This is a genomic window from Streptomyces sp. NPDC104096 (assembly GCF_055584385.1).
The window spans coordinates 1-21,002 of the sequence record NZ_JBVJMD010000059.1; the positions used below are offsets into that span (position 1 = coordinate 1).

The following is a 21,002-nucleotide window of genomic DNA, read 5'->3' on the forward strand; positions in this document are numbered from 1 at the left end:
GGACCGGTGTCCGCAATGACCCCTTTTACTAGTTGTGGCCGCATTCGAGGCGCTGGCGCCCTGTGTGAGCTGGCTCTCAATCCGCAGGTCAAGGCACGGATGCGTGTCTGAACATGTCCCTTTCCGTCCACTATCGCGGGTAGTGGGTGACGTGGGTCATGTGGGGCGCTTCACCGGTTCCGCAACACTGTGTGCACGGGCGTTCACGGTGCGGATGGGCTGGATGGGGATGGATGTGACCTCGCGTACGTGGCGGTGTCAGGTGAGGTCGGTTGCGAGGAGGTCCATCAGCAGGCCGTCGTGCCAGCTTCCGTCCGGGCCCCGCTCGTAGGCCCGCATGATGCCGATCGGACGAAACCCCACCTTGCGGTAGCAGGCGATGGCCGCCGCGTTGTCGGCCGCCGGGTCGATGACGAGGCGGTGGTGGGCGTGGTCCTCGATCAGGTGCCGGACCAGGGTGCGGACGGCGTCCGTCCCCAGACCCCTGCCGTGGACCGACGGGTCGAGGTAGACGTCGATGCCGGCGTGCCGGTACTCCGGGTCCTGTTCGGCGTACCACTGGATCTGCCCGACCACCCGTCCCTCGTACTCCACCACGAACACCCGGGTGTCCGCGTCGGCGAGGTCCTCGGCCACCTCGGCCGCCAGGTCGGGGCCGCCCCGCCACCACCGGCGCACCTCGGGCATGGCGCGGATCGCGGCCAGGCACGGGATGTCCCGGTGGTCGGCGGGCCTCAGGATCACGCCCCGCCGTCCGTGCAGGGTCGGCAATGCGGTGCTCATGGCCCTGACAGTACGGGCTCGGGGCGGGTTTGCCACGAGGCGGAGGCGGTCAGCGGTCCTGGGAGAGTTCGAGGAGTTCGGCGAAGGTTCCGCCGGCGTGGACGAGGTCGTCGTACCGGCCCTGCTCGGTGATCCGGCCGTGCTCCATCACGACGATATGGTCGGCGATCTTGGTGTTCTCCAGGCGGTGGGTGACCACGATGGTGATGCGGTCGGCGGCGATGGCCTTGATCTGCTCGAAGATCCGGTGCTCGCCGCGCGGGTCCATCTGTGAGGTCGGCTCGTCCAGGATCAGCAGCCCGGGGCGGCGGTACAGGGCCCTGGAGCACGCCACGCGCTGCCACTGTCCGCCGGACAGCTCGGAGCCGCCGAAGATGTCGCGGGACAGCAGGGTGTCCAGGCCCGCGGGCAGGTCGTCGACGGCCTCGCGCAGGCCGACCGCGTCGATCGCCTCCCAGACGGGTGCGTCGTCGTGCGTGCGGGGCTGGCCGAGGGTGACGTTCTCGCGGACCGGCATCGGCCACTGGGCGAAGATCTGCGGCACCAGGCCGGTATGCGCCCACACGGTGGCGGGGTCCACCTCGGCGAGGTCGGTGCCGTTCCAGGTGACCCGGCCCTTGTCCGGGAGGTAGATGCCGGTGAGCAGGCGGGTGAGGGTGGACTTGCCCGAGCCGTTCGCTCCGACGATCGCGAGGATCTGACCGCGCTCCAGGGTGAGGGAGACACCGTCGACGGCGGGCTTGTCCTTGCCCGGGTATTGGTAGACGACTTCCTCGAGCCGGATCCGCTCGGTCGCGGTGCCGTGCCTGACTGCACCTCGCTTGGGGGCGCGAGCCGCGGCGTCGTCGAGAAAGGCCTGCATGTCGCTCAGGTAGAGACTGGTGTGGAAGACCGCGGCACCGTTGACGACGACCTGGGAGAGCGCGGCGAGCGTGGTCTGCACGGCGATGACGGCCGTGGCCGCGACCGCCAGTTCGATCCGGCCCGAGACCGCCAGCCATGCGAGGGCTCCCCAGGTGGCGACGAGGAAGACACCGCCGGCCGACGCGGAGAGAACCGCGATCCGCAGGGTCCGCGGCGCGGCGGCCAGGGTGCGCCGGTCGCACCGGTCCGACAGGGCCCGGTACCAGTGGACGAGGTAGTCGCTCATCGAGTTGGCGCGCACCTCGTCGCCGTACTTCGAGGTGGTCGCCCACCAGCGCATCATGCCGCGCACGTTGCGGTCGGCGACGTTGGCGTAGTGGATCTCGTAGTCGACCCGGGCGGTCAGGACCGCACCCGCACCGGCCGGCAGCACGGCGAGCAGGAGCAGCGGCAGCATCAGCGGGTTCAGCACCGACAGCACACCGCCGGCGGTGACCATCCGGATCAGCGCGGACAGGAACCGCTGGGCGTCGGTGACCATCACCTGGGTACGGATCACCCCCATCTCGGCCGCCTCGTGCCGGTCCGAGAATCCCTCCTCGGCGTACGCGGACGCCTCCACCCGGCACACCGCCTCGACCAGGGAGCTGTCCGTCTCCGTCGTCAGCCTGGGGGTGATCCGCCGCTCCGCGTACATGGCCACGGCCGCCGCACCGCGGCCCAGTGCGGCGGCGAGCGCGACCACCAGCAGCGCCGGGACGGCTCCGCGCAGCCGGTCGCCCGCGGAGCCGTCGCCGAGGACGGGCCTCATGGCGCGGGCGGTGGCGGTCAGCAGCACGGCGGCCGAGACGCCCGTGACCACCTGGCAGCCGAGCAGGAACTGAACGGCCCGCCGGTCGGTCCGCCACGACAGCCGGGCGATCCGGCCCAGGACGGAGGGGATCTGTGCGCACATCCGCCGGAAGGAGACCTCGGCGAGCGGATTGACGGAGTACTGCCCGCTGTAGGTGATCTCCGCCGGCGGTGGTGGTGGAGGAGGCGCGGTGGCTTGTTGTCGGTCGGTGTCGGCCGAGGTCATGTCGATCCCCCTTGACGGTGGTCCAGCATGGTCGTGAGGCTCAACGACCGGCCCGGGATATCGAACACATGTGTTTCGGCCGGACCTGGAAGCCCGGGAGAGCGCGCGTGGCGGCGCGTGCCGGATGCATGCATCCAGTCCCTGCAACAGGTGTGCTGGGCAGGGCGATTGGCCGAAACGCCGACGACGGCCGTTGCGGTGGCAGGCGTTACGCCCCGTGGGTGCGCTCCGCGATCCAGCCGGCCATCGCCCGCACGCCGATGCCGATGGCGCGCTCGTCCGGGAGGAAGTCGGGGAAGTGCGGGTAGCTCGTCGTGACGGGTGCACCGGGGGTCCGGACGCCGAGGAACGTGTAGGTGCCGGGGATGCGGTTCAAGTAGAGGGCGAAGTCTTCGCCGCTGAAGGGCGGGAAGGCGGCGTGGAGTTCGGTGACGGTGTCCGGGCCGAGGGTGCGACGCAGGTGGCGGGCCAGCAGGTGGGCGTCCTGCTCCGGGCAGACCAGGGCGGGGAACGGCTCGGTCGGAAAGCGCACCTCGGCACCCGGGTAGGGGGCGGCCGCTCGGCGGATGGCGTCGCGCACCTCCACGTACCGCTCCTGCGGCCAGCAGCGATAGGACACACTCACCCTGGCCTCCTGGGCGGTGGCCCGGAGGGCCACGAACCGCTCGAGCGGCCCGTCGGGCGTCTGGGCGTCGGCGATGATGCGCTCCAGGTCCGCCGGGGTCTGCGGCAGGGCCACCGTGGCGAGCGCACCGATCTCGGCGGCCAGGCGCCGCGCGCCATCGACCGCGTCCGGTCCGGCGAGCGCCACCTCCCCCTTGTCCTGGCCCGGCATTCCGTAGCCCGCGGTCGACGCGAACCGGCCGACCTGGAACGGTCCGCAGTGCAGCGCATGGATCTCCTCGACGCCCAGACGCTCCAGCACGCCCGCGTCGATCACCGCGCGGGCACCGGAGAGACTCTCCTCGGCGGGCTGGAAGAGGAAGACCGCTGTGCCGCTCAGGCGCGGGCGCAGCCGGGCCAGGACCCGGGCGACGCCGATACCGATCGCGGTGTGGACGTCGTGCCCGCAGACGTGGGCCGGCGCGGTGCCCGTTCCGACGATGTCGGTGGGCGGAACCGCGTCCATGTCCGCCCGGTAGGCGACGGTCCGGCCGGGGCGCGAGCCCCGCAGGACACCGACTACACCATGACCGCCCACCCCGGTGGCAACGGCCAGTCCCGCCGCCCGCAGCTCCCGGGCCACCACGGCGGCCGTGCGCTGTTCCTGCCCCGGGGCCTCGGGGTGCCGGTGAAGGTCCCGGCGCAGCTCGATCAGCGCCTGTCCGATCCGCGCCGTCTCGGCGTCCACGGCCGCCTGCCGAACCGGTCCTCGCCACCCCGCGGCGGCGGCCTGCCCCGCACCCGCCCAGACGGTTCCCGCAGCGGCCGCCGCCGCGCCGGCCAGCAACGTGCGTCGTGCGAGGGCGCGTTCCACAGGACGACTCACTGTCTTCTCCTTCGGCTCAAGGGGTTTGCCGAGACACAGCCTCGCCGCACACGCATGTCGCCGCCCATCCGGTGAGCCACCGCTTCGGGGTAGGGACACCTGGACCTCGCGGTGTTGTCGTGTCGCCGTGACGCGGTGATGATCGCTAGCCTTGGCGACCATGAATCAGCGGCGTCAAAAGAAGCTCTCCCGGCGGCTGTTCGGGGCGATCCTGGCTGCCGACCCCACACACGTGCGGGTGTTGCTGGGGCGTGGAGCGCACCCGGAGCGGGGGGACCGCGACGGCACCACCCCGCTCTATCTGGCGTCCGTGCAGGGAGAGGCCGAGATCGCGCGCCTGCTCCTGGCGGCCGGTGCCGGCCCCGACACCGAGAGCAGGGGTGACGGCTCGGACGGCACACCGTTGTGCGCGGCCGCGTGCTGGGGGCACACCGGGACCGTGCGCGTGCTGCTGGCCCATGGAGCGGACCCCGGCCGCCGCGAGGAACACGGAAGGGGCTGGTCCCCCTTGGAGTGGGCGAAGCGCGGAGGCCACGCCGAGACCACCGCCCTCCTCGTCGCAGCCGGAGCGGCCCCCTCGGACTCCATGAACGGCCGGACCTTCAGCTCGTGACCGTCCCGGCCGCGGGGGACGGAACCCGACCGCCGGGGATCGCCGCGAGCAACTCGCGGGTGTACGCGTGCCGTGGGCGGGCGAAGAGGTCGTCCGCAGGACCCGTCTCCACGACCCGGCCCGCCCGCATGACGGCGACCTGGTGCGCGATCTGGCGTACGACGGCCAGGTCGTGCGAGATGAAGAGGTACGCCACTCCCAAGCCCGCCTGCAACTCGGCCAGCAACTCCAGCACCTGGGCCTGCACGGACACGTCGAGCGCCGAGACGGGCTCGTCGCACACCACCAGGTCGGGGGAGAGGGCGAGCGCGCGGGCGATCGCCACCCGCTGACGCTGCCCGCCGGACAGCTCCGCGGGCCGCCGCTCCAGCACAGCGGCCGGAAGCGCCACCCGGTCGAGCAGTTCGCGGGCCCGCGCGAGCCGGGAGACGCGATTGCCGACCTTGAAGGCGCGCAGCGGCTCCGTGATCACCTCGCCGATGGAGAAGCGCGGATCGAGGGACGCGTACGGGTTCTGGTAGACGAGCTGGGCGCGGCGGCGCAGCTGTCTGGCACGAGTGCCTGTGGCGGTGGTGACGTCGGTGCCGTCGAACAGGACCTGCCCGGCGGTCGCGTCGGCGAGCCGGAGCACCAGTCGCGCGGTGGTGGACTTGCCCGAGCCCGACTCGCCCACCAGCGCGAGGGTCCGTCCGCGCTGGAGGGTGAAACTCACGTCGTCGACGGCGCGCAGGGTCCGGGGCCCGTTCCCGATGCGGGGCAGCCGGAACTCCTTGACCAGGTTGCGCACTTCCAGCAGCGGTGCCGTGCCCGTCGCGGGTGGCGCGGGTGGGGACGGGCGGCGGTGCCCGCCGGTCAGGCTCGGGGCGCTCGCCAGCAACTGCCGGGTGTACGCGTCCCGGGGGTCGGCGAGGACGTCACGGGTGGGGCCCGCCTCCACCACTCGGCCCTGCGCCATGACCACCAGCCGCTGCGCCCGGTCGGCGGCGACCCCGAGGTCGTGGGTCACCAGCAGGACCGCCGTGCCCGACTCCTCGGCGAGGCGCTGGAGATGGTCGAGGATGACCCGCTGCACGGTGACGTCGAGCGCGCTGGTCGGCTCGTCGGCGATGATCAACTCGGGTCGCGCCGCGATCGCGACGGCGATCAGGACCCGTTGCCGCATTCCGCCGGAGAGTTCGTGCGGGTACTGCCGGGCCCGGACGGCCGCGTCGGGCAGTCCGGCCCGGTCCAGGACCTCGATCGCCTCGGCGGCCGCCGAGCGGCGGCTCGCGAGCCCGTGGATGCGCAGCACCTCGGCGACCTGCTCGCCGATCCGTTTGACCGGGTTGAGCGACACGGTCGGGTCCTGGGGTACGAGGCCGATCCGCGCCCCGCGCACGGTGCGCAGCTCCGCCTCCGACAGCGTGGTCAGGTCGTGCCGGCCGAACCGGACCGTGCCCGCGTCGATGCTGCCGCTGTCCGGCAGGAGCCTGGTGATGGCGTGCGCGGTCGTGCTCTTGCCGGAGCCCGACCCGCCGACCACCGCCGTCACCTGTCCCGGCCATACGTCGAGGTCCACGCCCCGGACGGCCGCCACGGTGCCGCCGCGAGTGCGGTACGAGACGGACAGGCCGCGGATCTCCAGCAGTGGTGCGGTCACGTCCGCACCGCTTTCGGCGCTCGCACTGTTCGCACTGCCCTCACCGCTCTCATCGCTCTCATCGTTCTCTCGTCGGTCGGTCATCGCCGGCGGGACCATTCGCCGTCCAGCGCCCTCGCGACGCGGTTGGTGGCCAGTACGGTCGCGGCGATCGCCAGACCGGGCAGCGCGGTCAGCCACCAGGCGTTGGCCAGGTAGTTGCGGCCCTCGGAGATCAACGTGCCCCACTCCGGCGCGGGCGGGGGAGCGCCGTAGCCGAGGAAGCTCAGCGCCGACACCGCCAGGATGGAGGCGCCGAAGTCGAGGGTGGCCAGGACGATCACCGGGCCCGCGGCATTGGGCAGCACATGCCGGCCCAGCACCGAGTACCAGCGGGCCCCACAGGAGCGGGACGCCTCGACGAACACCGCCTGACGCACCCGGAGCACCTCGGCGCGCGCGACGCGGGCGAAGGAGGCGACACTGGCGATGCCGACCGCGACGGCCACCTTCACCGTCCCGTATCCCAGCGCGGTCACCAGGGCCAGCGACAGGAACAGCGCGGGGATGGACAGCAGGACGTCGACGAAACGCATCAGCACGTCGTCCACCCAACGGCCGACGAACCCGGCGACCACACCGAGCAGCCCGCCCACCACGAAGGCCACCAGCACCGCGATCAGCGTCGCCTTCAGGGACAGCTGGGCGCCGTGCACCACCCGGGCGAACACATCGCGCCCCAGCTCGTCCGTGCCGAACCAGTGCGCACCGCTCGGGCCGCGGAAGTTCTGCGTCGGCACCCCCTTCAGCGGGTCCCGCGAGGTGAACAGCCGCGGCCGGAACGAGGCCGCCACCACCAGCACCAGCACGCCGACCGACAGCAGCAGACCGGGCCGGAGCACCAGGAACCGCAGCATCCGCCGTACGTCGAGGCGACGCCCCGGTTCGGGAACGGACGACGCACCGACCGGCCGGGCGAGGCCGGACGCGGCCTCGGCGGGAGCCTCGACAAGGCTCTGACTCAGGCTCTGGCTCTGGCTCATACGACACGCGCCCTTCCGCCCGGGGAGGTCATCACGATCCGTGGGTCGAGCAGCGGATAGACCAGGTCGACGACCAGGTTCGCCGTCACGAAGACCAGCGCGCCGAACGCCACCACCCCCTGGACCACCGGGATGTCCTGGGCCGTGACAGCCGCCGCGGTCACCCGGCCCAGGCCGTCACGGGAGAACACCGTCTCGACGACGACCGAACCGGCGATCAGCTGCCCCACCAGCAGGCCGACGACCGTCAGCGCAGGCAGGGAGGCGTTGCGCAGCGCGTGCCGCAGATGGACCCGCCACCGGCCCGCGCCCTTGGCGCGGGCGGTCTCCACATACGCCTGGTCGAGCGCGGTGAGCAGGCTCTTGGCCAGCACCTGCGCGATCTGGGCGCCGGTCGGGACCGCCAGCGTCAGCGCCGGCAGCACCAACCCGCTCGGCCCGTCGTTGCCGAACGCGGGGAACCAGCGCAGACGGAAGGAGAACACCTCGACGAGCAGCAGCCCCACCCAGAACGTCGGGACCGACACCCCCAGCGGCGGCAGCGACAGCAGCAGCTGCCGCAGCCGACGCCGCGTGGTGTACGTCGCGGCCACCGCCAGTCCGCCGCCGAGGACCACCGCGAACAGCAGCGCTGTCGCGGTCAGTTGGAGGGTCTGTGGCAGAGCGTCGGCCAGGGTCGAGGCGACCGGTCGGCCGGTGCCGACCGAGTCGCCGAAGTCCCCGCGCACCGCCCGGCCGAGATACTCGGCGTACTGCGCGAGCACCGGCTTGTCGAAGCCGTACTCGTGCCGCAGCGCGGCGATCTGCCGGGGATCGACCTGCCCCGAGTCCATTCCGGCACCGGCCATCGCCGTGACCGGGTCGCCCGGCAGGTAGTCCAGCACCAGGAACGACACGGTGTACGCCGCCCACAGCACCCCGACCGCCTGCGCGAGCCGTTTGAGCACATAGCCGCGCACGGGGTCAGCCGATCCAGGTGTCGTGCAGCTGGATCCGGCTGGAGGCGTCGAAGGCGAGGTCGTGCACCTTCGTGGACACGCCCAGCTGGGTCTGCAGCTCCACCACCGGCACGTTGTAGGCGTCGCGCACGATCGACTGTTGTGCCTGGGCCACCAGCCGGCTGCGCTCGGCCGGGTCGCTGGTCGCGGCCTGTGCGGACAGCGCCGTGTCCAGGCTGCCTGCCGGTACGCGGTAGAAGTTGGCCAGCTTCGTGGAGAAGGTGCTGCGCAGGATGTCGGGGTCGGCGCGGGTGATGTTGCTCCAGATCACGTCGTATTCGCCCGACTGCTGTATCGGCGACAACTGGGTGAGCTGGAGCTGCCGGAGGGTCACCTGGACGCCGACGGACTTCAGTTGCTGCTGTATCAGCTCCAACGCGGGCTGGTTCGTGGCCGCGTTGGGAACCCAGTCGATGGTCAGGCTCAGCTTCCGCCCGTCCTTGACGCGGATGCCGTCGCCACCCACCTGCCAACCGGCCTCTTCCAGCAGGGACTTCGCCTTGGCCGCGTCGAAGGCGAGATCCGGGGCGAGGTCGGTGTAGTCGGGCGTGGTGTGTGCGAGGACGCTGGTGGCCGCCCGGGTGCCGGTGGGGAAGACGGTGTCGGCGATCTGCTTCCGGTCGACGGCGGACAGGATCGCCCGGCGGACCCTGATGTCCTTCAGGACCGGCCGCGCGTTGTTGAGGGCGAGTCCGAAGACGATGCCGGGGTTGGCCCGCCGCTGGAGGGCGACCTGGCCGCCCTTGAGCGCCGCCTCGTCGGCCCGGCCCACGCTGCCGATGGCGTCCACCTGACCGGACCGGAGACTGCCGGCGCGTACGCCCGCCTCCGGTACGACCTTGAACACCACCCGGTCCAGATACGCCTCGCCCCGCTTGTTCCACCGCGAGGATCCCCAGGCGTAGCCAGGGCGTCTGGTCAGGGTGACCGACTGGTTCTGCACGTACTGTTTCAGCACGAACGGTCCGGACCCGATCACCCCGTCACTGCACTTCTGCTGCGGTGACTTCGTCACGCTCGCCGAGGACTCGATCCCCAGCGAATGTGTGGAAGTCGCTTGCAGGAACTGGGCGTTGGGCTGTTGGAAGGTGACCTTGACGGTGAGCGGGTCGACCACCGTGGTGCTTTCGACACCGCTCAGATAGCCCTCGGCCAGAGTCCCCAGGACACCGAGCTTCGGCACCGCGTCGAAGTTGTCCTTGACCACCTGGGCGGTCAGCGGGGACCCGTCGCTGAAGGTGACACCGGAGCGCAGATGGAAGGTGAAGGCGGTCGAGTCGGCGCTGATGTCCCAGCTCTTCGCCAGCCACGGCACGATCTTGCCGGTACTGGGATCCTGGTCCGTCAGGGAGTCCACGATCTGGCGCACCGAGTAGATCGTGTCGTTGCTGCCGACCTGCTGGGGATCCACGCAGCCGGCGTCCGAACCCACGGCGAAGGTCAGGGTGCCGCCGGACCGCGGCTTGCCGCCTCCTGTGCCGGAGCCGTCGGTGCCCGACCCGCAGGCGGTCAGCAGCACGCCGGTGGTGAGCAGGGCGGTGAGCGTTGCCCATCGGGGAGTTCTGAAATCCGGTAGTGCTCTCACGAGAGGTTCTCCTCTATGCGTCGCCCGGCATGGAGCACCGCACGAGGCACGACCGCGCACAGGCGCGCGGTCCCGGTCGGCGCGATGCCGATGACGGGGAAGTGCCCTGCGGACAGGGGCTGGGCGGAAAGCGGATCAGGAAGATCAGGAAGATCAGCAGGAAACGGGGGATATCGACCGCTGATGGGTGTGACGGATGTCGACCGTCGGCGAGGAAGGTCGCCGAAGCCCGGCCGCGGGAAGGGCCGTCAGGCCTGACAGAGGCAGCTGGTCGAGCGCTTCAGATCGATGTGGCGTCGGCGCGCCAGCCGGGAGAACACCATGGCGACCAGGGAGGAGGCGGCAGGGCCACCATCGCGTCGCATCACGGTCCTCCACCTCGTCGGCCCTGAACACAGGGCCACGCGCTTGCGGGGATCGTCGCTGATCCCGCCGGGCTTTCACCTGGAGCACCCCGCCGCGCGGGAGGGTTGCCGGTCAGCGAGCCAGGGCTTGACGCTGACACTCAATGCCGTTCTTGATCGTACGGAGCGGTTCCGACGTACGTCAATGCCGCGACCGGACGCTCCCGCGGCGACGTGGGGACGGCCGCGGTCACGCCCGGAAGGTCATGGTTCAGGAACCGCCGCGCTCGCGCGGGATCTTCTGGCCCGCCTCGATCGCCACCTTCAGCCGGTTCTCCGCCGGCGGCAGCGGGCAGGTGGCCAGGTCCGTGTAGGCGCACGGCAGGTTCGTGGCCCGGTTGAAGTCCAGGACGACCGTGCCGTCGGCGGCGGGCCGTTCGACGGACAGGGTCCGGCTCGCTGTGTAGGTGGTGACCCCGGCGGTCGCGTCGGTGAACAGCACGGTCAACCGGCCCTGACCGGCCCCGGGGAACGCGGTGAGCGACAGTCGGTGCCCGTCCAGCTCGAACTCGATCCTGCCGGGCGCGTCGTACACGTGCTCCAGGCCCTCGACCACGGCGCCCACGGTGGTGGGCCGCGGCTCGTCGAAGGGGACGTAACGGCCCGTCACGGTCCAGCGCGGGTCGGGGGCGTAGGCCGGTGTCCCGGTGAAGGCCGTGCGCAGCGGCGCGTCCGGGTGCCGGGGGCGCACGATGTCATGACCGCCCCGCTTGGCGACCTCGATGACGGCGTCCTTCCAGACCGCGTCGACGCCACCGCGTTCGGGCAGTACGCCGAAGCGGTGCTCACCGCTCACCGGCTTCCCGTCGACGACCAGTTCCTCACCGTCGTCGAGCGTGACGACGACCCCGTCGGGGCCGGTGTGCCAGGTGCCGGGCGCGTCGGTGAAACGCTGCGGCCGGTCGTCGAGCCAGTGCAGGCCGGTGATCGCCAGGAACCCGTGCGGGCCGGAGAGCCGGGCCTCTTGTTCGCGGTACCACTCCAGCCACTGTTCGGTGAAGGCACGCAGGTCTGCCGTGGTCGCCTCGGTGGTCATCAAATCTCCTTCGGTGTACGGGGGTTCGCCCTCGTGCGGGGATGCGGGGATGCAGGGACGGGGATGCGGGGGCTCTGTGGGTCCGGTGGATCCGACGGGCTCAGGCGGCCAGTTCGCCGAGGAGTGCCCAGGTACGGCGCCGGTCCGCCGCTCCCGCGATCTCGGTGCCCGAGAACACGACCTCGGTCGCGCCGGCGTCGCGGTAGCGCCGTACCTCGGCCTCGACCGTCTTCTCGTCGCCGATCACGGCCAGGTCCGCGGCGCGACGGCCGCCGGAGAGCTCGATGACCCGGGCGTAGGACGGGACCTGTTCGTAGAACGCGAGGTCCTCGGTGACCTTCGCGCGCACCGCGTCGACGTCGGCCGTGACCACGCCGGGCACCAGCGCCACGACCCGGGGCGCGGGCCGTCCGGCGGCATCGGCCGCGGCGGTCAGGGCGGGCACGATGTGTTCCGAGAGGGCGCGCGGTCCCGCGAGGTAGGGCAGGATCCCGTCCGCCAGCTCGCCGCTGACCCGCAGCGCCTGCGGGCCCATCGCGGCGACGAGCAACGGGACACCGGACTCCGCGCCCGGTACGCGCGCGGGGATCGGGGTGGTGGCGGTGAGCAGCTCGCCGTGGAAGTCGGCCGTGCCGGTCTCGGTCAACTGGCGCAGTGCGGTGAGGAATTCGCGCAGCCGGGCGATGGGCCGCCGGAACGGCAGGCCGAAGCCGGTCTCCGTCAGCAGTTTCGTGCCCAGGGCCAGTCCGAGGTGGTAGCGGCCGTGGGTGGCGGCCTGGGCGGTCTGGGCCTGACTGGAGACCGGCAGGGGGTGCCGGCCGAAGACGGGGATCGCGGAGGTGCCCACCTGTAGTTCCGGTACCGCGCGCCCGACGATCGCGGCGAGCTGGGGTGAGTCCGCGCCGAAACTCTGGCCGAACCACACGGACCGCAGCCCGGCGGACGCGGCCTCCTCGGCCAGTCGCACACTGGCGTCGACCTGGTTCTGCGCATCGGATGCGTTGAGTGCTACGCCAACAGTCATGTCAATGGAACGGGTGGTCGGTGAGCCCGCATTCCTGTCGTGTGTGACGGCTGTATGTCATTCGTGTGAGGCGCCGCCGCCCGGCCCGCCGGTCGGGTGCGGGGCGCGGCAGCCACGCCGACGGACCCGCCAGGACGTGCGGTTCACCGGCCCGACGGCTCCGTTGACGCCTTCCGCCCCGCGTGCTTACATCCCGCCATGCCGTTGTCGGAGCCGCTGACCCGCCGTCGCGCCGTGGACCTCGTCCGCGTGGCCGCCGCGCTGTGTCGGACGACCGGCTGATCCCGCGCTGCCGCCAACCTCCTTCCAGGACAAGCCGGTCGGGCGTACATCGGCCCGTCCGGGGGCTGCCCGCGCCGACTCGCGCCGTGCCCTCTCGTTCGTCCCGCCCCGTCATGACGAGGACCCGCCATGCCTTCACCCACCCCGGCCGACCGACACCACGAAACCGAGTACGACCGCCGCAGACTGCGCCAGTGGCTCGCAGGTGAGGCCAGAGCCGACGGCGTCACCCGCCGTCGGCTGCTCACCCTCCTCACCGCGACCGCCTCCGCGACCGCGCTCGGTGCCGTACAGCCCGCCCGCGCCGCCGACCGGACGATCGTCAAGCCGCTGCCCGCCGAGTGGTTCATCGAGCGCGGCACCAACGCCGAGACCCGCTGGGAGGCACTGCGCGGAACCGGCCACCACACCCCGAACGAACTGTTCTTCGTACGCAACCACACCGCCACCCCCGTCCTGGACGCCGACGACTGGCGGCTACGGCTGTGGGGGAGCGGATTGCGCGGCAGCCCGGGGGAGGACCGGCCGGTGGAGTTCGGGTACGACGATCTGCGCGCGCTGCCGGCCGTCACCCGGACCGCCTTCGTCGAATGCGCCGGGAACGGCCGCTCCTACTACACGACGCAACAAGGGGATACGGTCACCGGCACCCCGTGGACCCTCGGAGCGATCGGCGTCGCGCGCTGGCGCGGGGTGCGCCTGGCCGACGTGCTGCGCAGGGCCGGGCTGTCCGCTCGGGCCGTGGACGTGCAGCCGCGCGGTCTGGACGCCGAGTACGTCAGCGGCGGCGAGAGCCTGGGCCGGGTACGCCGGCCGCTGCCGTTGGCCAAGGCCCTGGACGACGTACTGCTCGCGTACGAGATGAACGGCGACCCGCTCCCGTACGATCACGGCCATCCGGTACGGGTGCTGGTGCCTTCATGGGTGGGGATCGCGTCGATCAAGTGGGTCGGCGACATCGAGGTGTCCGCACAGCCGCTGTTCTCGCCCTGGAACACCACCTTCTACCGGCTGTTCGGCTCCACCTACCCCGAGAACGGCAGCGCGCCGCTCACCCGGCAGACCACGAAGAGCGCCTTCGAGCTGGCGAGCGGGGCCACGTTCACGGCCGGCCGCAGACACGTGCTGCACGGCCGGTCGTGGTCGGGGGCGGGAGCCGTCGCCGAGGTCGACGTCAGTACCGACGGCGGTACCACCTGGCGGCGTGCCCGGCTGCACGACCGGCCCCGGGCCGGCACCTGGACCCGCTGGTCCCTCGGCTGGCAGCCCGACACACCCGGCCCCACCCACCTGCTGGCCCGCGCCACGGACACGGCCGGCCGCACCCAGCCGGACACCGCCGTGCCGAACACGCAGGGGTACCTGTTCGGAGCGGCGGTACGGCATCCGGTGAGCGTGGTGTGACAGGGGGCGGTTCCGGGCGGAGTCCGTGGCGTCGAAGGCCGGAGACGGCGGACGGTCACGGCCCACTGCGCCCGGCGCCCTTTCGGGGAAGGAGCTCGCCCACGAGGTCGGCGACCTGCGCCACCTCGATGAGGAAGCCGTCATGGCCGTGGGGGGATTCGATCAGCCGGAGGTTGTCGGCGGTGGGGATGCCGGCCGCCAGTTCCGCCTGTTGAGCCGCTGGGTAGAGGCGGTCGGAATCGACCCCCGCCACGAGGGTGGGGGCGGTCACCCGGCGCAGGGCGGCGCGCACGCCACCGCGGCCCCGGCCGATGTCGTGGCTGTTCATGGCCTCGGACAGCACGACGTAGCTGCCCGCGTCGAAGCGGCGTACCAGCTTGGCGGCGTGATGGTCGAGGTAGGACTCGACCTGGTACCGGCCGCCGTCCCAGGGGTCCTCCGGGCCCTGGGGCGTACGTCCGAAGCGGACCTGGAGTTCCGGCTCGCTGCGGTAGGTGACGTGGGCGAGCCGCCGGGCCAGGCCGAGTCCGGTGTGCGGGCCGCGGCCGGTGTCGTGGTAGTGGCCTCCGAGCCAGTTCCGGTCGGCGCGGACGGCGCGCAGCTGGATGTCGGTCCAGGCGATCTGCTCGGCGCTCGCCGCGGCGGTCGTGGCGAGCAGCAGGAGTGCGCCGGTTCGCCCGGGACGGGACACGGCCCATTCCAGAGCCCGCATCCCGCCCATCGAACCGCCGACCACCAGTGCCCAGCGGTCGATGCCCAGCGCGTCGGCCAGGCCGGCCTCGGCCGCCACCTGGTCGCGCTGTGTCAGGAAGGGGAAGTCACCGCCCCAGCGGCGTCCGTCCGGTGTGAGCGAGGAGGGACCGGTACTGCCCTGACAGCCGCCGAGGACGTTGGGCGCCACGACGAACCAGTGGTCCGGGTCCAGGGCGCGTCCCGGTCCGACGAGGCCGTCCCACCAGCCGGGGGTGGGGTGCCCGGGTCCCGCCGGTCCGGCGACGTGGCTGTCCCCGGTGAGGGCGTGCAGCACGAGGACGGCGTTGGAGGCGTCCGGCGCGAGCCGTCCCCATGTCTCGAACGCGAGCCGCGAGCCGGGCAGTTCGCCACCCGCCTCCAGCGAGAGCGGCTTCTCACGGCTGTACCACCGGCGACGTCCCGGCGGGTCCCCCTCCCGCCAGGCACCGGTAGCCGGCGGGAGGGGTTCCTGAGGGGGCGTCAGTACGGTGCTCAGGACGCGCCCTTGGCCGCGCGGAAGCCTGCCTCCAGGTCCGCCTTGAGGTCGGCGAGGTTCTCGATGCCGACCGACAGGCGCACCAGGCCCGGTGAGGCGCCGGTCGCCGTGAGCTGCTCCTCGTCCAGCTGGCTGTGGGTGGTGGACGCCGGGTGGATGATCAGGCTGCGTACGTCGCCGATATTGGCGAGATGGCTGAACAGCTCGACCGCGTCCACGAACCGCTTGCCCGCCTCCACCCCGTCACGCAGCTCGAAGGAGACCACCGCACCGGCGCCGCGCGGCAGATACCTCCGGCTCGCCTCGTACCACCTGCTGGACTCGAGTCCCGGGTAGTGGACGGCGGAGACCTCGTCGCGCCGCTCCAGCCACTCCGCGAGCGCCTGGGCGTTCGCCGAGTGCCGCTCGATGCGCAGGCTCAGCGTCTCCACACCCTGCAGCAGCAGGAACGAGGAGTGCGGGGAGAGCGCCGGGCCGAGGTCGCGCAGCAGTTGCACCCGGAGCTTGACCGCGAAGGCGCCCGGGCCGAGGGCGGGCCAGTACCGCAGACCGTGGTAGCTGGGATCCGGCTCGGTGAAGTCCGGGAACCGGTCGGCGTGCGCGCCGAAGTCGAAAGTACCGCCGTCGACGACCACACCCGCGATGGCGGTGCCGTGCCCGCCCAGGAACTTGGTGGCCGAGTGCACCACGATGTCCGCGCCGTGCTCGAGAGGCCGCAGCAGATAGGGAGTCGGGACGGTGTTGTCCACGATCAGCGGCACGCCCTCGGCGTGCGCGACGTCCGCGACCGCCCGTACGTCGAGCACGTTGCCGCGCGGGTTGCCCAGTGTCTCGGCGAACAGCGCCTTGGTGTTCGGCCTGATCGCCGCCCGCCAGGCCTCGACGTCGTCGGGGTCGTCGACGAACGACACCTCGATGCCGAACCTGGGGAGCGTGTGCCGGAAGAGGTTGTACGTGCCGCCGTACAGCGACGTACTGGAGACGATGTGGTCGCCCGAGCTCGCCAGCGCCAGGATGGCCAGCGTCTCCGCCGCTTGCCCCGAGGCGAGCGCGACGGCCGCGACGCCGCCCTCCAGCGCGGCGATCCGCTGCTCGAAGACATCCTGGGTGGGGTTGTGGATGCGGGTGTAGATGTTGCCGGGTTCGGCCAGTGAGAAGAGGTCGGCCGCGTGCTGGGTGTCCCGGAACACGAACGACGTCGTCTGGTAGATCGGCGTCGCCCGGGCGCCGGTCGTCGGGTCGGGCGCGGCTCCGGCGTGGATCTGCTTGGTCTCGAACGACCAGGCCGAGGTGTCGGGACCCGCGGGCGACTCCTCCGGCGTGTGGCCGGCGGTGACCGAGTCGATGGGCTGGCTCATGGTGGTGCTCCCTGTACGGAGGGTGAGAACGGGAAGGCGTGAGGGAACCACGGCACCGCGCGCCCGTGCCGGTTCAGGCAGCGGAAGGCGGCGCTACATGGTGAAAGAGACGCTGGTCAGAGGCCCGAGCGTGAGGTCAGCTCGCGGCGGGACAACCGGTGGTGGTGACACGCACGTAATCGACGTGGCGGCGGGTCACGAGCACGGTCATGGGTCCAGACAACCACATGGCGGCGTCACGAACCAGCCGGTCGGGGGTGTTTCGTTCGCAGGAAGGCGCGGCGGACACGCCGCTCCGGGCGGGTGCAGAGCATTGCGAGGCTCTCAAGTCCGCCCCGTCTGCCGGGCCGGACGGGCGCGCGGCAGGGTCGGTCGACCGGACTCGGCGTCGATGGCGGCCGGCCGACGCGCGACCACGCCCGAGCCGGGTGAGCCCGACTCGTCGCCTTCGCGGACCCGTTGCGGGTTCTCGACCAGGAGCTGGATCCGGTCGGCGATGGCGGGCAGGTCCTCGACGGTCGGACCGAGGCCGAGCAGTTCGCGGATGACGCGGACTCCGTACGTGCGGGTCAAAGGCAGGCGCCAAGTGTCCTGGTCGCCTCGGCGCGTGATTCCGCCGGCCGCCCGCAGCCCCCTTCCCGGCGCACCCCGTCGACCGTCCGTACCGGCCACGTGTCCACTCCTTGGACATGTCGCGTACCTCGGCGAGCGGTTGGCGAAGGCTGCGTGCACGGTTCACGCGCCCGCGTCCGCCGAACGTTCACCAGCCGGTCGGCGGGTCCCGGCGAATTCTCGTCAGCGCCATTGCTGACCAGGTATTTCCGCTCCCCCGTGGGGTCACTGGCAGGGGGCCGTGAGGGGGCTGGTGCCATCCGCCCCGGCCCGTTCGCACGGGCCTGGCGCGAGCCGTCGTCCGGCGCGGGACCGTTACTGTTCGGGACAAGCGGAGAGCCCCTCCGTGTCCGCGATGCGAGACCCGTTCTTGACCGCCCCGGTGGACGTCTGCTGAACTCCCGTCCCATGAACCCGCACGTGGACCTCACCCGGCGGCGCCACATCGATCTGGCGCACGTCGCCAGTACGTTCTGTTGTCGCTGACCCGGTAAGCCGTCCCCGGCAGCGACCGGCAGCGACCGGCAGCGACCGGCAGCGACCGGCAGCGACCGGCAGCGACCGGCAGCGACCGGCAGCGACCGGCGCGCACCGGCCGCGCACCTCGCACCGATGCGGCGACGTGGCTGAGGAAGCGTCAAATCATCTCTGTCGCGCTGTAGTTCTGCGGGACCGACGCATTCGACTTCTCGGCTACCCCTTCCAGGTCCTTCACCCGCACCCCACCTTCCCGGCCGCGGCCGGGAAGTCCGCGGCGCGGGGCGCGCACGGGCGGCGACGCCGTACGAGCGAACCGGCTCGGTCGTCGAAGAACCGGTAGCCGACCACAGGTAGGCAAACGGCCCCGTCATCGGGTTCGACTGTTCGCCATCAGCCCCCTGGTGGCCGGATCCGCCCGGCCGTGCCTCCCGCACGGCTGACGGCCGCCTGCCCCGCGTCGTGACCGCAGCCCCTTTCCCTTTTCCGTCCGGCCGGCCGGTGAGGCGATTCGTCATCGCCGCCGACCTCTCAGCACACGGTGGTACGCCCACCCCTCCCCGAGAAGGACCTCCTCATGCCCGTGTCCATCCGCAAGCTCACCGGCCGCATCGGCGCGGTGGCCGAGGGCGTCGATCTGACGACGCCACCGGACGACTCCACGCTCACGGCACTCCGTGACGCCCTCAACGAGCACAAGGCACTCGTCTTCGACGACGCAGGCCTCGACAACTCCGGCCAGGAGTGCGTGGCCCGTTGGTTCGGCGAACTCACCACCGCCCATCCGAACGTGGCGGCCGTCGACGGCACGACGAACGTGCTCGCCGTCGACAGCGAGACCTCCAAGGCCGACGAGTGGCACACGGACGTCACGTTCGTGGTCAACCCGCCGCAGGTCACGACGCTGAGGTCGCTCGTGACCACGCCCTACGGCGGTGAGACGCTCATCGCCAACGCCGCCGCGGCCTATCGAGACCTGCCCGCACCGCTGCGCACCCTCGCCGACTCCCTGCGCGTCGTGCACACCAACCAGTACGACTACGCCCGCCCCGTGGCCGCCACGGCACAACAGCAGGAGTACGACCGGGCCTTCGTGTCGACACCGTACGAGGCCGAGCACCCGGTCGTGCGGGTGCATCCGCTGACGGGCGAACGAGGCCTGTTCATCGGGGGGTTCGCCAAACGGATCGTCGGCCTGTCGGGCAGCGACTCGGCCGATCTGCTGCGCATCCTCCAGTCGTACGTGACCCGTCCGGAGAACATCCTGCGCTGGAACTGGTCCCCCGGCCAGCTGCTGATCTTCGACAACCGGATCACCCAGCACTACGCGGTGGACAACTACGACGACCACCCGCGTCTCCTGAACCGGGTGACCGTCGCGGGAGAGGTGCCGATCGGCGTCGACGGGCGCCGCAGCGAGCAACTCGTCGGCGACGCCTCGCACTACACCGGCGTCCTGGCGGTGGCGGCATGACCGAGGTCCGCATCCCGGCTCCCGCAGTCCTCAAGGGCCCGGTCGCCGCGACGAAGAACGAGCGGGAACGTGAGGTGTTCGTTCCGCGTGGCGCGCGCCGCCGTACGACGCTCGGCGCACTCCGCGAGCGGCTGCGCTGGCCACTGGGCATCTACACGACCCCGGTCGTGATCCTCGTCGCCTGGGAGGTATTCGCCCGGGCCGGGGTGCTGACGAAGACCTACGCCCCGGCCCCGACCTCGATCGTGAAGGCCGCCGTCGACCTGTGGCGGCAGGGTGTGCTCGGCCCGGACCTGGCCATCTCGCTGCAACGCGCCGGTCTCGGACTCGCGCTAGGCCTGACGGTGGGCATCGTCGCCGGAGTGCTCGGCGGACTGCTGCGCAGCGGTGAGTACCTGTTCAACGGCGTCGTACAGGTACTCAACACGATCCCCCTCCTCGCGGTGCTGCCCCTGATGATCGTGTGGTTCGGCATCGACGAACTCACGAAGGTCCTGCTGATCTCCTTCGGGGCGGGCGTCCCGATGTACCTCAACCTGTTCGCGGCGATCCGCGGCGTCGACCAGCGGCTGATCGAGATGACCCGCACGACCGGGGCGGGCACATGGCGCCTGGTGACGCGGGTGCTGGTGCCCGGGTCCCTGCCCGGCTTCCTGGTCGGCCTCCGCTTCTCCCTCGCGTACAGCGTCCTGGGTCTCGTCGCCGCGGAAACCGTCAACGCCGACAAGGGACTCGGCTTCCTCATCACCCAGGGACAGACCTATCTGCAGACCAACCAGGTCTTCGTGGGGCTGGTGATCTACTCGCTCCTCGGTCTGCTCGCCGACCAGTTCGTCCGGGCTCTCGAGCGGGTGCTGCTGCGGTGGCGCCCGAGTTATGAGGCGTCATGAGCAGCACAGTCGCGGCCGACCTCCGCCGGAGCACCGGTGTCGTCGTCGAGCGGGTCGTCCGGCGGTTCGGCGACAGGGTGGTGCTCGATCAACTCGATCTCACCATCGCCGAAGGGGAGTTGGTGATCCTGCTCGGCCCCTCGGGCTGCGGCAAGAGCACCCTCCTGCGGCTGCTCGCCGGTCTTGACCGGCCCGACGGAGGACGCGTCGAGGTCCCGGCGCAGCGGGCGATCGTCTTCCAGGCCGACCGGCTGCTGCCCTGGCAGCGGGTCCTTCCCAACGTCACCCTCGGCCTGCACGGACCCGACGCGGACCAGCGGGCCCGCGACGTGCTCGCCGAGGTCGGACTCCCGGGCCGCGAGAAGGCGTGGCCCAAGGAACTCTCCGGCGGCGAGGCGCAACGGGTCTCGCTCGCCAGGGCGCTGGTATCGGAGCCCGAACTCGTCCTGCTCGACGAGCCGTTCGCGGCCCTCGACGCCATCACCCGGCTGCGCATGCACGACCTCGTACGCGCCCTGCGGACGAAGCACCAGGCGGCCATGCTGCTGGTCACCCACGACATCGACGAGGCGATCGCCCTGGCGGACCGAGTCCTCGTCATGAGCGACGGCCGCATCGGCAGCTCCTACGAGATCCACCTCTCCGCCGCCGACCGTGAGGCGAGCGTCGCGCGCGAGGAACTGCGCGCCCGGCTCCTGGAAGACCTCGGCCTCGCCGGACAGCACTGACCCCCGAACACCGG

Annotated in this window: 18 protein-coding genes and 1 riboswitch; of the genes, 5 read left to right on the top strand and 13 right to left on the bottom strand. The window is 71.7% G+C overall.

Annotated elements, in window-relative coordinates; all coding sequences use genetic code 11:
* Positions 1–258: 258 nt before the first annotated feature.
* The 3 genes from ACZ60B_RS36025 to ACZ60B_RS36035 form a co-directional block, all read right to left on the bottom strand.
* Positions 259–783, bottom strand: coding sequence for a GNAT family N-acetyltransferase (locus tag ACZ60B_RS36025; RefSeq protein ID WP_469394733.1), 525 nt, complete (start codon positions 781–783; stop codon positions 259–261).
* Positions 784–832: 49 nt separating this feature from the next.
* Positions 833–2,725 (bottom strand): ABC transporter ATP-binding protein, encoded by a 1,893-nt coding sequence (locus ACZ60B_RS36030; protein WP_469394735.1) that lies wholly within the window; start codon positions 2,723–2,725, stop codon positions 833–835.
* 208 nt (positions 2,726–2,933) lie between these two features.
* The gene (locus ACZ60B_RS36035; RefSeq protein ID WP_469394737.1) at positions 2,934–4,214 is read right to left on the bottom strand and encodes a M20 metallopeptidase family protein; all 1,281 of its coding nucleotides are present in this window, start codon (positions 4,212–4,214) and stop codon (positions 2,934–2,936) included.
* A 160-nt stretch (positions 4,215–4,374) separates the two neighbouring features.
* Between ACZ60B_RS36035 and ACZ60B_RS36040 the strand changes: the two genes are divergently transcribed.
* Positions 4,375–4,827 carry an ankyrin repeat domain-containing protein gene (locus ACZ60B_RS36040; RefSeq protein WP_469394740.1) on the top strand — a complete coding sequence of 151 codons (453 nt, stop codon included), beginning with the start codon at positions 4,375–4,377 and terminating at the stop codon, positions 4,825–4,827.
* On the opposite strand, the gene ACZ60B_RS36045 is transcribed toward ACZ60B_RS36040, so the two are convergent.
* The 7 genes from ACZ60B_RS36045 to ACZ60B_RS36075 all read right to left on the bottom strand — a co-directional run bounded on the left by ACZ60B_RS36045 (position 4,817) and on the right by ACZ60B_RS36075 (position 12,535).
* Positions 4,817–6,565, bottom strand: a complete 1,749-nt coding sequence (locus ACZ60B_RS36045; RefSeq protein ID WP_469394742.1) for a dipeptide ABC transporter ATP-binding protein — start codon at positions 6,563–6,565, stop codon at positions 4,817–4,819. The two genes, ACZ60B_RS36040 and ACZ60B_RS36045, sit on opposite strands and share 11 nt — an antisense overlap.
* Complete coding sequence (locus tag ACZ60B_RS36050; protein WP_469394744.1) at positions 6,547–7,488, bottom strand: ABC transporter permease; 942 nt, start codon at positions 7,486–7,488, stop codon at positions 6,547–6,549. Before ACZ60B_RS36050 ends, ACZ60B_RS36045 begins: the two co-directional genes overlap by 19 nt.
* Positions 7,485–8,447 carry an ABC transporter permease gene (locus ACZ60B_RS36055; protein WP_469394746.1) on the bottom strand — a complete coding sequence of 321 codons (963 nt, stop codon included), beginning with the start codon at positions 8,445–8,447 and terminating at the stop codon, positions 7,485–7,487. The genes ACZ60B_RS36050 and ACZ60B_RS36055 overlap by 4 nt, the downstream gene beginning before the upstream one ends.
* Positions 8,448–8,451: 4 nt before the next feature.
* Positions 8,452–10,071, bottom strand: coding sequence for an ABC transporter substrate-binding protein (locus tag ACZ60B_RS36060; RefSeq protein ID WP_469394747.1), 1,620 nt, complete (start codon positions 10,069–10,071; stop codon positions 8,452–8,454).
* A gap of 248 nt (positions 10,072–10,319) precedes the next feature.
* Positions 10,320–10,436 (bottom strand): putative leader peptide, encoded by a 117-nt coding sequence (locus ACZ60B_RS36065; RefSeq protein ID WP_450667312.1) that lies wholly within the window; start codon positions 10,434–10,436, stop codon positions 10,320–10,322.
* 34 nt (positions 10,437–10,470) lie between these two features.
* Positions 10,471–10,584, bottom strand: a riboswitch (SAM riboswitch).
* 102 nt (positions 10,585–10,686) lie between these two features.
* Positions 10,687–11,511: a DUF1684 domain-containing protein gene (locus ACZ60B_RS36070; RefSeq protein WP_469394749.1), complete on the bottom strand. Its 825-nt coding sequence runs from the start codon at positions 11,509–11,511 to the stop codon at positions 10,687–10,689.
* Between the two features lie 100 nt (positions 11,512–11,611).
* On the bottom strand, positions 11,612–12,535 hold the full coding sequence (locus ACZ60B_RS36075) for an LLM class F420-dependent oxidoreductase (RefSeq protein WP_469394750.1): 924 nt from the start codon (positions 12,533–12,535) through the stop codon (positions 11,612–11,614).
* Positions 12,536–12,946: 411 nt separating this feature from the next.
* On the opposite strand from ACZ60B_RS36075, the gene ACZ60B_RS36080 reads away from it, so the two are divergent.
* Positions 12,947–14,221, top strand: coding sequence for a sulfite oxidase (locus tag ACZ60B_RS36080; RefSeq protein WP_469394751.1), 1,275 nt, complete (start codon positions 12,947–12,949; stop codon positions 14,219–14,221).
* A gap of 55 nt (positions 14,222–14,276) precedes the next feature.
* Here ACZ60B_RS36080 and metX read toward each other — a convergent pair whose 3' ends face one another.
* The 3 genes from metX to ACZ60B_RS36095 all read right to left on the bottom strand — a co-directional run bounded on the left by metX (position 14,277) and on the right by ACZ60B_RS36095 (position 17,380).
* Positions 14,277–15,449 carry a homoserine O-acetyltransferase MetX gene (metX, locus tag ACZ60B_RS36085; RefSeq protein ID WP_469394811.1) on the bottom strand — a complete coding sequence of 391 codons (1,173 nt, stop codon included), beginning with the start codon at positions 15,447–15,449 and terminating at the stop codon, positions 14,277–14,279.
* On the bottom strand, positions 15,446–16,807 hold the full coding sequence (locus ACZ60B_RS36090; protein ID WP_469394753.1) for a bifunctional o-acetylhomoserine/o-acetylserine sulfhydrylase: 1,362 nt from the start codon (positions 16,805–16,807) through the stop codon (positions 15,446–15,448). The genes metX and ACZ60B_RS36090 overlap by 4 nt, the downstream gene beginning before the upstream one ends.
* A 324-nt stretch (positions 16,808–17,131) precedes the next feature.
* Positions 17,132–17,380, bottom strand: coding sequence for a hypothetical protein (locus ACZ60B_RS36095; RefSeq protein WP_469394755.1), 249 nt, complete (start codon positions 17,378–17,380; stop codon positions 17,132–17,134).
* A gap of 1,093 nt (positions 17,381–18,473) precedes the next feature.
* Between ACZ60B_RS36095 and ACZ60B_RS36100 the strand changes: the two genes are divergently transcribed.
* From ACZ60B_RS36100 to ACZ60B_RS36110, 3 genes are read left to right on the top strand one after another with little or no spacing between them, the layout of a single operon-like run.
* Entirely contained in the window at positions 18,474–19,370 is an 897-nt protein-coding gene (locus ACZ60B_RS36100) for a TauD/TfdA dioxygenase family protein (protein WP_469394758.1), read from the top strand.
* The gene (locus ACZ60B_RS36105; protein ID WP_469394759.1) at positions 19,367–20,260 is read left to right on the top strand and encodes an ABC transporter permease; all 894 of its coding nucleotides are present in this window, start codon (positions 19,367–19,369) and stop codon (positions 20,258–20,260) included. Before ACZ60B_RS36100 ends, ACZ60B_RS36105 begins: the two co-directional genes overlap by 4 nt.
* The gene (locus ACZ60B_RS36110) at positions 20,257–20,988 is read left to right on the top strand and encodes an ABC transporter ATP-binding protein (RefSeq protein ID WP_469394760.1); all 732 of its coding nucleotides are present in this window, start codon (positions 20,257–20,259) and stop codon (positions 20,986–20,988) included. Before ACZ60B_RS36105 ends, ACZ60B_RS36110 begins: the two co-directional genes overlap by 4 nt.
* The last annotated feature ends 14 nt before the right edge of the window (positions 20,989–21,002 follow it).

What these genes read in the sequence shown, in the direction of transcription:
- ACZ60B_RS36100 (WP_469394758.1), top strand. Translation starts at nt 18,474, where the DNA reads ATGCCCGTGTCCATCCGCAAGCTCACCGGCCGCATCGGCGCGGTGGCC.
- ACZ60B_RS36040 (WP_469394740.1), top strand. Translation starts at nt 4,375, where the DNA reads ATGAATCAGCGGCGTCAAAAGAAGCTCTCCCGGCGGCTGTTCGGGGCG.
- ACZ60B_RS36025 (WP_469394733.1), bottom strand. Translation starts at nt 783, where the DNA reads ATGAGCACCGCATTGCCGACCCTGCACGGACGGCGGGGCGTGATCCTG.
- ACZ60B_RS36090 (WP_469394753.1), bottom strand. Translation starts at nt 16,807, where the DNA reads ATGAGCCAGCCCATCGACTCGGTCACCGCCGGCCACACGCCGGAGGAG.
- ACZ60B_RS36080 (WP_469394751.1), top strand. Translation starts at nt 12,947, where the DNA reads ATGCCTTCACCCACCCCGGCCGACCGACACCACGAAACCGAGTACGAC.
- ACZ60B_RS36070 (WP_469394749.1), bottom strand. Translation starts at nt 11,511, where the DNA reads ATGACCACCGAGGCGACCACGGCAGACCTGCGTGCCTTCACCGAACAG.
- ACZ60B_RS36050 (WP_469394744.1), bottom strand. Translation starts at nt 7,488, where the DNA reads ATGAGCCAGAGCCAGAGCCTGAGTCAGAGCCTTGTCGAGGCTCCCGCC.
- ACZ60B_RS36075 (WP_469394750.1), bottom strand. Translation starts at nt 12,535, where the DNA reads ATGACTGTTGGCGTAGCACTCAACGCATCCGATGCGCAGAACCAGGTC.
- ACZ60B_RS36105 (WP_469394759.1), top strand. Translation starts at nt 19,367, where the DNA reads ATGACCGAGGTCCGCATCCCGGCTCCCGCAGTCCTCAAGGGCCCGGTC.
- ACZ60B_RS36045 (WP_469394742.1), bottom strand. Translation starts at nt 6,565, where the DNA reads ATGGTCCCGCCGGCGATGACCGACCGACGAGAGAACGATGAGAGCGAT.
- ACZ60B_RS36065 (WP_450667312.1), bottom strand. Translation starts at nt 10,436, where the DNA reads ATGCGACGCGATGGTGGCCCTGCCGCCTCCTCCCTGGTCGCCATGGTG.
- ACZ60B_RS36110 (WP_469394760.1), top strand. Translation starts at nt 20,257, where the DNA reads ATGAGCAGCACAGTCGCGGCCGACCTCCGCCGGAGCACCGGTGTCGTC.
- ACZ60B_RS36030 (WP_469394735.1), bottom strand. Translation starts at nt 2,725, where the DNA reads ATGACCTCGGCCGACACCGACCGACAACAAGCCACCGCGCCTCCTCCA.